Genomic DNA, 10,143 nt, shown 5'->3' with positions numbered 1-10,143 from the left:
GCCACCCAGCGCGGGGCAAGCCCGCTCACTACAGAGGCTGCGACTGCTTAACTGAGTGGCGTTACTGGTATCATCCGGGTCTGTACAACCCAGGTAAAAACACATGAATCGCCAAAAGAAACTCCAGCAGCTATTCAAGGCCAAGGCCAAAAAGGCCAGCGCCAAATTGGCGCCGAAAAGCAAAGACAAATACATCAGCAAAGCCGACCGCGCGAAACTGGCGGCTGAAGCCGCTCAAGAGCCGGCCATCTCCTGCGACTCCGCCTGCTGAACAAACCGCTCGATCAACCACCGCGCGGCCGGGCCTGGCGGCAGGTCCGTGCGGTAGATCACGCCGAAGGGGTATTTACCGCTTTGGTACTCGGGGATATTCAGCCGCACCAGCCGGCCGCTGCGCAGGTCTTCCTCGACCATCGGCGCGGGCATGTTGCCCCAGCCGATCCCTTCACGCAGCAACATGTGTTTGGCACCCAGGTCCGCTAAGCGCCAAGTGCGATTGCTGAGCACGGCGAACTCCTTGTCCTTGGTCAGCAGCGAACGGTCGGAGAGCACTAACTGCGTAAGCTCGCGACCGGCCCCCGGGGCATTCGCGCCGCTCAAGGCCAACGGGTGGTCGGGCGCAGCCACTGGGATCAGCTCAACACTGCCCGCGCCAATTCTTTCGATCCCGTCGATGCTCTCGTACATGGGCCCGCTCACACCGATGATGGCTCCCCCGTTGATCACTCGCTCCGTCACGGCGCCGAGCGCTTCCATGTGCAAATGCAGGGCGACCGTGGGGAATGCCTCGCGAAACGCCTTGAGGGCGTCCACCACGCGCGCGGCGGGCAGCATCACGTCGAGTACCACATGCACTTCCGCCTCCAGCCCTTGCAGCAGCCCTTTGACTTTGGCCCGCAGCCCGTGAATACCGTTGGCGATGGATCGGGCCTCGGCCAGCACGGTGCGGCCGGCTTCGGTGAGCTGGGGCTTGCGGGTGGTCTGGCGGTCAAACAGCGCCACGCCCAACTGCATTTCCAGATTGGCGATCGCGTAGCTGACCACCGACGTCGCGCGGTGCAGTTTCCTGGCGGCGGCAGCAAAACTGCCGACCTCCACGACGGTGAGGAACACCCGCAGTTGATCCAGGGTGGGTGTACCAGGGTCGGAAATCATGTGTCGGTCCCTTGATTGACTTGTCTATTTTTTCGAACCTAACCGTCGAAATTAGTCGGCTATTCAGATTAGCCGATGCGGTCCAAGATTTCCTCACTCGGGCGGTTCATGTCGAACCGTACCTCATCGAAGGAAATACACCATGACCACACAAACCCTGAGCATCACCCGTTCCGACACCCAGCAAGCTTCGGCCGCCTTGATTGGCCGCGTACTGTTGAGCGCCATTTTCATCCTCTCCGGTTTTTCCAAACTGGCGGCTCCGGCCATGATGATTGGCTACATCGGCTCGGTGGGTCTGCCTTTCCCGACGCTGGCACTGGCGCTGGCGATCGTCGTTGAAATCGGTGGCGGCCTGGCCTTGATCGCCGGTTACCGCGCCCGCACCGTCGCCGCCGTCTTGGCGCTGTTCAGCGTGGCGACTGCGCTGGCGTTCCACAACGCGCTGGCTGATCAGAACCAGTTCATCCACTTCTTCAAGAACATCGCGATGGCCGGCGGCCTGCTGCAGGTCGTAGCGTTCGGTGCCGGTCGCTTCAGCCTTGACGCACGTCGCGGCTGATCCCCTCAACCCAAGCGCATCGTGGAAGGCGTGCCGACTTCGTATTTGCTCCAGATACGTCGCAGGTGGCGCGCCGAACCGAAGCCTGCACGCTCGGCAACGGTTTCAATGCCCAGGGTCGATTCGGCCAGCAGTTCACGGGCCACAGCCAGTCGCAGCCGATGCAGGTAGTCGAGCGGGCTGAGGCCGACGTGTTCATGGAACAACCGCGCCAGGTGGCGACTGCTGGTGTAGGCCAGGTCAGCCATGCGCGTGACGGGCCACGCTTCACAGGGCGCGGCGGCGATGGCGTCCTGCACCCGATGCACCGCCGGATGCAGGTGGTTACGACCGGTTACCCAGGGTGACAGTTGCGGGTCGGCGCCACTGCGGCGCATGTACACCACCATGTCTCGGGCGACCGCACAGGCCAGCCGCGGTCCGGCCAGTTCAGCGAGCAGGTGCAGCATCAGGTCGATACCGGCAGTGACGCCGGCACTGCAACTGACCGGACCGTCGGTGACGTAAAGCCGGTTTTCAAGCACGCGAGCCTTGGGCGCGATGGCCTGTAATGCCGCGCACAGTGCGTGGTGGGTGGTGCACTGGCGACCGTCCAGCAACCCGGCCCGGGCGGCACTCAGGGCGCCGGCGCATACGCACAGCAGTCGCTCGCCCGAAGGCGCGAACACCTTTTGCAGCCACTGGGTCAGGGTGGCGCTGGCTACGTCGAAAGCCTGTTGGCGTGCCTTCGTCACCTTCGATGTGGAACCCACCAACACTACCAGGGTGCCGGGCGCCAAGACCGGTGGAAGCGGCGCCAAGCCAGCCAGCGGCAAACCGATGGACGTTTGCAGCGACTCCACCGGGCTGACGTACTGCAAGTCGAAATCGATGGCGGCCGGGTCTTCGAATTGCGCGGCCAGACGCAACACCTCGGCCGGACCTGCCAGGTCCAGCATCAGCACATTGGGCAGCAGCACGAACAGCACCGGCACGCTCACGGTTTTATGCCTCCAGCGCCTGGGCGACGGAGACAATACGGGCAAAGCGATCTTCCAACACCAGCTCGGTGCGCTCGCGGATCTCGGCAGCGGTGTACACCCGACCGCTACGCGCGTGCGTCATCGGGAAGGTCAACGTCGCCTCGCTGACAAAATCCACCGTAAAGCCGCTGTCCGAAGCGTGTCGCGTGGTGGTTTCACAGCACTGCTCGGTGCGAATGCCGCTGATGATCAGCGTGGTCACCCCCATCTCCGTCAGCCGTGCAGCCAGCGGGGTGCCGGCGAAAGCACTGTGGTAGCGCTTGTGGATGGTCAAGGCAGGGGCGATCGACAATTCGCTCAAGGTTCTGACGTTGCCCGATGCCATCGAAAAATGCCCCTGCTCTTCAACATGGAACACTTGTATCACCGGGATGCCGTGCTGAACACACCCGTCAATGAGGGCTTGCTGTTTTTTCAGGTAGTCAGCCAGGTCATTTTCGGACCAGTAGGTGGAATGGCGGAACGAATGCTGGGCGTCGATCACGATCAGGGCTTTGCGGCTCATGGGCAGTCCTCTTGGTGTGCATTTCAGCGAGTGATGCACACCATGGTAAAGATGCTGGCGCACGAGAAACAGGCGCAAGCCGGACCACTTAAGGACGGATTCGGACATCCATTGACAGGCGTCTCAGCAGCCGCTTAACGCCACCTGCGGCCGCTCGCCCGCAAAGAAAAACGGCCGCAAGCGCACGCCCACGCTGTTGCCGATAAACGCCGCCACCAACCAGACCCAGCCATGCAGGCTGCCCGAAGCAATGCCGCTGAAGTACGCGCCGATATTGCAACCGTACGCCAGGCGCGAGCCGTAACCCAGCAGCAGACCGCCGATCACCGCCGCTACCAGCGAGCGCACTGGGATCTTCAGGCTCGGGGCGAAGCGCCCAGCCAGGCCGGCAGCCAGCAGCGCACCGAGGACGATGCCAATATCCATCACGCTGGTGATGTCTTCCCACACCGGCGCGGCCAAGGCCTTGGCATTGCCGGGCATCTGCCAGAACGCCCAACCGGCCACGTCCACACCCAACCCGCTCGCCACCTTGGCGCCCCACAGCGCGAATGCCGAGGTGATACCCCACGGACGCCCGGCCAGGGCCAAGGTCGCGTAGTTGAGCAGCGCCAGGCCAATCGCACCCCACAGCAGCGGCCAAGGCCCGCGCAGAAAGCGACGCAAACCGCTGTGCTCGCTGATCACGCCCACCTCAAGCTGGCCATGACGGCCCTTTTCCAAACGCACGGTCACCAGCGCGATCAATGCGAACACTGCCAGGCTCAGCACCATGGCCGGCATCACGCCGAAGCTCTTGACGATGGACACTGCCGGGAACGATGGCAGCGCAAACCACCAGTCCACATGGTGTGTGGCGATCAACGAACCGCAGATGAAGAACAACAGGGTCACCAACATGCGCGCATTGCCGCCGCCCACGGTAAACAAGGTGCCCGACGCACAGCCGCCGCCCAATTGCATGCCGATGCCGAAAATAAACGCACCAAACACCACGGAAATCCCGGCCGGCGCCACCAGCCCGACCACCGGCTGCCCGAACAACGTGCCCGCCCCCAGTGCCGGGAAGAACAGCAGCACCGCGATGGCCAACATCACCATCTGTGCACGTAAACCGGCGCCGCGCCGATCATTGATAAACACGCGCCAGGCCGAGGTGAAACCAAAAGCCGCGTGGTACAGGGTCAAGCCCAGCGCAGCGCCGACGACCAGCAACAGCACCTGGCGCGAGCCGACCGTGTTTTGCAGGAATACGGCGCCGAACAACAGGAGGATAAAAGCCAGCAACGGCGCGATGGGCTTGCGCGCGGGGCTCAGGGTAAGAGAGGTACTCATGGGGGTCTCGATTCACTTGTAGAGGGTGAGTGACAAGGGGCGGGAAAGTATAAACCGCTCTCCCCTTGTATAGGGGGGCGGGGTATGCAAAGATCCGCGCCATTATAGGTAGGGGGGGTATACCATGGGCCATATAGCCGCAAACAAAGACAGCTTGATCAAGCGCGTCAAACGCATTGCCGGACAGATCCAGGCGGTTGAAAAAGCACTGGAGTCGGACGCCGACTGCGCCAAGACCCTGCACCTGGTGGCGGCCACCCGTGGCGCCATCAACGGTTTGATGGAAGAAATCATCGAAGACCACGCCAGAGCCCATGTGGCCGATCCCTCCCTCAGCGAAGAAGCCCGTAACAAGGGCGTCGAAGAATTGCTCGAAGCCATCCGCCGGTATTCCAAATGAACAGCCCCCATAGCCACGAACACGTGTTCCTCGGCGCGGCCCACGAAGAAAACGCCAAGCGTACCCTTTGGGTGGTCATACTGACCGTCGTCATGATGGTGGCGGAAATCGCCGCCGGCGCGTTCACCGGCTCCATGGCCCTGCTGGCTGACGGCTTTCATATGGCGACCCATGCGGCCGCCCTGGGCATTGCCGCTGCGGCCTACGCCTACGCCAAACGCAATGCGAACAGCCCACGCTACAGCTTCGGCACCGGCAAAGTCGGTGACCTCGGCGGCTTCGCCTCGGCGCTGATTCTGGCGTTGGTGTCCCTGGGCATTGGTGTGGAGTCGGTGATTCGCCTGCTGCAGCCTACCGAGGTGCAATTCGGGACCGCGACCCTGATTGCCGTGGTGGGCCTGGCGGTGAATGTCATCAGTGCACTGTTGTTGGGCCATGGTCATAGCCACGGGCATGATCATGATCACGATCACCACCCTCACGGCCACGACAACAACATGCGCTCCGCCTACGTGCACGTGATCGCCGATGCATTGACCTCCGTGCTCGCCATCGCCGCCCTACTCGCTGGCCGCTACCTGGGTTGGGTCTGGCTGGACCCGCTGATGGGCATTGTCGGCGCCATCGTGATTGCGCGTTGGGCCTGGAGCCTGATGGGCGCCACTGCCGGTGTGTTGCTGGACCAGACCGATGAACATGTCGCCGCGGAGATCCGCGAGCTGGTCGAACAACCCGGCGATGCCAGGATCACCGACTTGCACGTCTGGCGCGTCGGCCCCGAAGCCCATGCGGCGATCGTCAGTGTGGTTGGCCGCTCGACCACGGATGCCGACAGCATTCGCCAGCGCCTTAAACCGGTGCATGAAGTGAGTCACCTCACTGTCGAATTTCACGCGGCGTAGCTGTGACCTTTAACTACACACCCGGGTGGACCCTTGGCCAAAGATATTGAAAACCCCTGCATTTCCATCTGCCAGCTCAGCGGCGACCTGTGCGTCAGCTGTGGGCGCAGCAAGGACGACATCCGCAAGTGGAAACGCATGAAACGCCCCGAGAAAATGGCCGCCGTCCAACGGGCGACGCAGAGGCTCAAGGCGTTGAAGAAGGTCAAGTGAGGTAGGCGAGTCAGGTGCGCCCGACGGACCCCGTGACCGGCAGATTACCCAGCAGCTTGAGCCCCGTGCTCTTCACAAAGGTGTCGTAGTCCATCGGCTTTTCGATGCGGGTTTCGCCGTTGGGCAGCACATAGGCCCAGGCGCGTTTCGACGAAGCGTCGTACACCAGTTTGAACAGGCGCGTCGGCACCCAGACCTTGTTGGTGCCGATGGTGCTGTAGCCCGGGTCAAACAGCGGCCCAGTGAACACGAACACATTGCCACCCGCCCGGACGGCGAACTTGCGCACGTCCGACTCGACCTTGCTCCAGATCTTGCGGTTGTTGGTGGGGTCTTGGGGCACCATGTTCGACAACGCGAAAGATTGGGCCATGGCATTCGCGCTGGGTGCGTCGGCCGCCGGGGATTGGTGGCCACGGTCCACCGCTGGGTGCTGACCACGATAGTCGCTCAGCTCGGCGCGACCACCCTTGGGAATACGCGGGTCCGGGTAGAACTGGTTGGTGCGCTCCTCGCCCTTGGCGTTTCTCAACTGCGCAGCATTCAGGCGCTCGACCACGACCAGCGGCGTCCTGCTGGTTTGCGAATAGAGCACCGCGAAGTTGTCTGAACACAGCGCCAAGGGCTTCATCGTAGCCGGCACGGTGGCGGTGTTGATCGGTGTTGCAGCGGGGAACAGATCGGCACAACCCTCAAACGAAGGCTTTTTTTGTTGACTGGAATAGAGATCGAGGGCGGCGCCCTGACTGATCGAACCGGAGCGTGAGGCGTGCTCAGCCGGTGGCTTGAGAAAATCCAACAGACCACGGGCTTGCGCCCCAGTGGAAAGCAAAACAAGGGCTGACAGCCCAACTGCAATCTTGCGCAGGTACATGGAGTGATTCTTTGAATGGGAGTGAGGCGACAGGCTCCGTAAAACGGAGCCAAGTGAATGATATTTCGAGGGTTATTGACCTGGCAAAGTCACATTAGTGCCCAGCGGCAAGCGGTTTTCCCATCGCCCGTGCGCCGGGTTTGAAACCGTGGGCATGGGCACCCCAGGCAATCGCGAACGACAGCACAATCAACGCCAACATCGCCCACGGAAACGACGCCACACCCCAGGTATCGAGCAACACCCCACCCACCACGCCGCTGGCAGCAATCGCACTGTTCCATGCCACTACATTCAGCGACAACGCCACGTCTGCGCCCTCGCCCGCCGCATCTGCCAAGGCAGTTTGCAACAAGGTCGCGGCGCCACCAAAACTCAGGCCCCATACCGCCACGCCTACGTAAATCACCAGTGGCAGTTGCCCCAAAAAGCCGAACACCCCACTTACCAATGCAAACGTCGCCAGGCTCACCAACACTGTCTTGCGTAACCACGGCTCGACCCATTTCGCCGTAAGCCAGATCCCCGCCAAAGCAGCCATACCGAACACCAGTAGCACTCGATCTACACGCTCTGCCAACCCGGCCGGCGCCACGAACGGTGCAATGTAGGTGTACAGAATGTTGTGCGCGAGCATCCAACTGATCACCACTGCCAGCACCGGTCGCACGCCCGGCGTGGTCAATACCTTGCCCAGGGACAAGCGCTGATGTGCAGCCTGGGGTGGATAATCCGGCACCTTCGCCAGTACCCACACGACCAGCCCCAGCGTCAGCCCGGACATCAGGCCAAAAGTCGTGCGCCAGCCCACCAACCCGCCGAGCCAAGTACCAAGCGGCACCCCCAATGACAGCGCAATCGGTGCGCCAACCATCGCCAGCGCCAACGCCCTGCCCTGCTGATGCGGTGCGACCATACGCCGGGCGTAACCGGCCAGCAGGCTCCACGCCAACCCCGCCGCCACGCCGGCAAAGAATCGCGCCACTAGCGTGAGGCTGTAGTGGGACGACAACGCGGTGACGGAGTTGAACAGCAGGAAACCGACGATGGTCAGCAACAGCACATTGCGTCGGCGCCAGCCTCGGGTCGCAATCGTCATCGGGATCACCGCCAGCACCGAACCCAGGGCATAAGCGGTGACCATCTGCCCGGCCATGGACGGGGAAATCGCCAAGCCGTCGCTGATCAACGGTAAAAGCCCGGCGGGCAAGGTTTCGGTGACGATGCAGATGAAACCGGTCATGGCCAAGGCGAGCAACGCGCCGATAGGCAGGCGGTCGGATGACGCGGATAAGCTGAGTGAGGGTGTCACGGGAAACTCCTTGAGACGACTTAAGTACTGATCGATATAAATGTTGCACAGCGTCACGGCGCATTGTCAACGACTTATGTATCGACTAGTATTTATATCGTTTTCCACAGGAGTCCCGCACATGGCACAAATGGGCCGCCCCCGTAATTTCGACCGCGACCACGCCGTGGAACAGGCCATGCACCTGTTCTGGCAGCACGGTTACGACGCCACCTCCCTGGCCCAGCTCAAGGCGGGCTTGGGTGGCGGCATCTCCGCGCCGAGCTTTTACGCCGCGTTCGGCTCCAAGGAAGCCTTGTTCGACGAGTGCGTGCAGCGCTATCTGGCGACCTACGCCCAAGTCACCGAATGCCTGTGGGACGAAAACCTGCCACCGCGCCAAGCCATCGAAACCGCACTGCGCCAATCGGCGCGCATGCAATGTGAAGACGGGCACCCCAAGGGCTGCATGGTGGCGCTCGGCGTGATGAGCGCACCAAGCCCTGAAAATGCGCGGGTGGCAGATGTGTTGACGCAGTCACGCGCGCGGACACGCGCGGGCATCGTGAGATGCGTGGAACGTGCGATCAGTACCGGGCAGTTGCCGGAAACACTGAGCGCAGCGGAGCTGGCGACGGTGTTTGATAGTTTTCTGCAGGGCGTGTCGATCCTGGCTCGGGACAATGCCCCCCATGAACGCATCGACGCGGCGATCAGCCACCTCTTGTTGACGTGGGATATTGCTGCCGCTACGGCAGCGCCTATTCGTCCCGGTGGACCCACTCCAACCCCGTAATCGTCCTCAGGCGTTCACGAATAAACGGGATCACCGCGTATTCACACCGGTACTGAGCGCGTAGATCTGATCGATGATTCGCCGCGAAGCCGTCCTGATGGCCGTCGTGGTGTTGCCCGCAATGTGTGGCGTCAACTGCGCATTGGGAATGCCGGTCAACGTGTGCTTAATATTGCCACCCCACACCGCTCGCAGGTTTACCGGTCTATATGATTAGTACCGGCACCTGCCTGGGCGATGGCACGAAGCGGCGTGGTCATGGTGGGTGACGGCGAGGCCCAGTTCAAGGCATTGACGAGCTCCTCGAATAACAGCGGCGGCGCTGGCGCATCCAGTATCAGGGTGAGGCCATGTACTCGATCCTCTTGAAGGGAAACCTGACCTGCGGCTATGCAGATTACTCCCCCAAGACAATGGGATGCGAACCTGGAGGAACCACACAAAAATCTGCCAGCCTTTCGCCATCTCTATATGGTAATGTTTCGCATTAAGCAGTTTGTCCAAGGAATGTGCGCCGCTTGCAAGCCCGTGTGCACCATCGTTTAGAAGGATCTCCATGCAAGTCTCTATCTTCTCTCCCGCACGCCTGTTCGGTGTGCTGGCGATGCTCGTCTGCGGTTTTTTCAGCGCAACAGCCAACGCGGATTACACCGACCTCTCGCTCACCGTCGAAAAAAACCTGCAGTCCTACGTGGTCAACGCCGACGGTAGCTTCGTGCTGGATGTCGAGCTGGTTTCACGCATCAACGAAGAGCGCGCCATCAAGCCCAATGCCCAGCGCTCGGTGAGCTTCAACCGCACCCTGGAAACCCTGGCTATTATCGAGGCGTACACCCTCAAAGCTGACGGCCGCAAGGTTCCCGTGAGCGCCGACCAGATCAAGGAACAGCAGGAGCAAGCCTCGGCCAACGCGCCCATGTTCCAGGACTCTCTGGTCAAGGTGGTGATCTTCCCGGAGCTCGCCGTGGGTGATCGCATGGTCCTGCACTACCGACTCCAGCGCACTACCCCGCTGTTCCCCGGGCAGTTCGAAGACCTGTATGCACCGGATTTCTACCAGTACGAACAGGTGCGCCTGAGCTACGACA

The 10,143-nt window shown here is 61.7% G+C and carries 13 protein-coding genes; 7 read left to right on the top strand and 6 right to left on the bottom strand.

Annotated features, from left to right (window positions below):
* The first annotated feature begins 103 nt into the window (after positions 1-103).
* Complete coding sequence (locus tag ACRESD_RS04745) at positions 104-271, top strand: DUF2986 domain-containing protein (protein WP_431749866.1); 168 nt, start codon at positions 104-106, stop codon at positions 269-271.
* On the opposite strand, the gene ACRESD_RS04740 is transcribed toward ACRESD_RS04745, so the two are convergent.
* Positions 235-1,155 carry a LysR family transcriptional regulator gene (locus ACRESD_RS04740; protein ID WP_431749865.1) on the bottom strand — a complete coding sequence of 307 codons (921 nt, stop codon included), beginning with the start codon at positions 1,153-1,155 and terminating at the stop codon, positions 235-237. The genes ACRESD_RS04745 and ACRESD_RS04740 overlap by 37 nt on opposite strands.
* Before the next feature lie 142 nt (positions 1,156-1,297).
* Between ACRESD_RS04740 and ACRESD_RS04735 the strand changes: the two genes are divergently transcribed.
* Positions 1,298-1,717 (top strand): DoxX family protein, encoded by a 420-nt coding sequence (locus tag ACRESD_RS04735; protein ID WP_431749864.1) that lies wholly within the window; start codon positions 1,298-1,300, stop codon positions 1,715-1,717.
* 5 nt (positions 1,718-1,722) lie between these two features.
* Here the strand turns inward: ACRESD_RS04735 and ACRESD_RS04730 are convergent, their stop codons facing one another.
* The 3 genes from ACRESD_RS04730 to ACRESD_RS04720 all read right to left on the bottom strand — a co-directional run bounded on the left by ACRESD_RS04730 (position 1,723) and on the right by ACRESD_RS04720 (position 4,579).
* Entirely contained in the window at positions 1,723-2,697 is a 975-nt protein-coding gene (locus ACRESD_RS04730; protein ID WP_431749863.1) for a GlxA family transcriptional regulator, read from the bottom strand.
* Positions 2,698-2,701: 4 nt separating this feature from the next.
* Positions 2,702-3,244, bottom strand: a complete 543-nt coding sequence (locus tag ACRESD_RS04725) for a cysteine hydrolase family protein (protein WP_431749862.1) — start codon at positions 3,242-3,244, stop codon at positions 2,702-2,704.
* A 123-nt stretch (positions 3,245-3,367) separates the two neighbouring features.
* Complete coding sequence (locus tag ACRESD_RS04720; RefSeq protein ID WP_431749861.1) at positions 3,368-4,579, bottom strand: YeeE/YedE family protein; 1,212 nt, start codon at positions 4,577-4,579, stop codon at positions 3,368-3,370.
* A 124-nt stretch (positions 4,580-4,703) separates the two neighbouring features.
* Between ACRESD_RS04720 and ACRESD_RS04715 the strand changes: the two genes are divergently transcribed.
* From ACRESD_RS04715 to ACRESD_RS04705, 3 genes are read left to right on the top strand one after another with little or no spacing between them, the layout of a single operon-like run.
* On the top strand, positions 4,704-4,979 hold the full coding sequence (locus ACRESD_RS04715; RefSeq protein ID WP_060755830.1) for a metal/formaldehyde-sensitive transcriptional repressor: 276 nt from the start codon (positions 4,704-4,706) through the stop codon (positions 4,977-4,979).
* Positions 4,976-5,881 carry a CDF family Co(II)/Ni(II) efflux transporter DmeF gene (dmeF, locus tag ACRESD_RS04710; protein WP_431749860.1) on the top strand — a complete coding sequence of 302 codons (906 nt, stop codon included), beginning with the start codon at positions 4,976-4,978 and terminating at the stop codon, positions 5,879-5,881. Before ACRESD_RS04715 ends, dmeF begins: the two co-directional genes overlap by 4 nt.
* Positions 5,882-5,914: 33 nt before the next feature.
* Positions 5,915-6,094: a DUF1289 domain-containing protein gene (locus tag ACRESD_RS04705; protein ID WP_431749859.1), complete on the top strand. Its 180-nt coding sequence runs from the start codon at positions 5,915-5,917 to the stop codon at positions 6,092-6,094.
* 10 nt (positions 6,095-6,104) lie between these two features.
* Here ACRESD_RS04705 and ACRESD_RS04700 read toward each other — a convergent pair whose 3' ends face one another.
* Positions 6,105-6,968, bottom strand: a complete 864-nt coding sequence (locus ACRESD_RS04700) for a DNA/RNA non-specific endonuclease (RefSeq protein WP_431749858.1) — start codon at positions 6,966-6,968, stop codon at positions 6,105-6,107.
* A gap of 94 nt (positions 6,969-7,062) precedes the next feature.
* On the bottom strand, positions 7,063-8,280 hold the full coding sequence (locus ACRESD_RS04695; protein ID WP_431749857.1) for an MFS transporter: 1,218 nt from the start codon (positions 8,278-8,280) through the stop codon (positions 7,063-7,065).
* 121 nt (positions 8,281-8,401) lie between these two features.
* Between ACRESD_RS04695 and ACRESD_RS04690 the strand changes: the two genes are divergently transcribed.
* Both ACRESD_RS04690 and ACRESD_RS04685 read left to right on the top strand, forming a co-directional pair.
* Positions 8,402-9,055 (top strand): TetR/AcrR family transcriptional regulator, encoded by a 654-nt coding sequence (locus tag ACRESD_RS04690; RefSeq protein ID WP_431749856.1) that lies wholly within the window; start codon positions 8,402-8,404, stop codon positions 9,053-9,055.
* 556 nt (positions 9,056-9,611) lie between these two features.
* Positions 9,612-10,143 (top strand): DUF3857 domain-containing protein (locus tag ACRESD_RS04685; protein ID WP_431749855.1); only part of this gene is annotated, 532 nt, incomplete at its 3' end.

The sequence above is a fragment of the Pseudomonas sp. genome, assembly GCF_050739995.1.
Taxonomy (GTDB): Bacteria; Pseudomonadota; Gammaproteobacteria; order Pseudomonadales; family Pseudomonadaceae; genus Aquipseudomonas.
The sequence above is the reverse complement of the archived record's forward strand: the minus strand, read 5'-3'. Positions and strand labels throughout refer to the sequence as shown.

Coding starts and splice junctions, on each gene's coding strand:
- ACRESD_RS04715 (WP_060755830.1), top strand. CDS start 4,704: ATGGGCCATATAGCCGCAAACAAAGACAGCTTGATCAAGCGCGTCAAA.
- ACRESD_RS04700 (WP_431749858.1), bottom strand. CDS start 6,968: ATGTACCTGCGCAAGATTGCAGTTGGGCTGTCAGCCCTTGTTTTGCTT.
- ACRESD_RS04745 (WP_431749866.1), top strand. CDS start 104: ATGAATCGCCAAAAGAAACTCCAGCAGCTATTCAAGGCCAAGGCCAAA.
- ACRESD_RS04720 (WP_431749861.1), bottom strand. CDS start 4,579: ATGAGTACCTCTCTTACCCTGAGCCCCGCGCGCAAGCCCATCGCGCCG.
- ACRESD_RS04740 (WP_431749865.1), bottom strand. CDS start 1,155: ATGATTTCCGACCCTGGTACACCCACCCTGGATCAACTGCGGGTGTTC.
- ACRESD_RS04735 (WP_431749864.1), top strand. CDS start 1,298: ATGACCACACAAACCCTGAGCATCACCCGTTCCGACACCCAGCAAGCT.
- ACRESD_RS04690 (WP_431749856.1), top strand. CDS start 8,402: ATGGCACAAATGGGCCGCCCCCGTAATTTCGACCGCGACCACGCCGTG.
- ACRESD_RS04725 (WP_431749862.1), bottom strand. CDS start 3,244: ATGAGCCGCAAAGCCCTGATCGTGATCGACGCCCAGCATTCGTTCCGC.
- dmeF (WP_431749860.1), top strand. CDS start 4,976: ATGAACAGCCCCCATAGCCACGAACACGTGTTCCTCGGCGCGGCCCAC.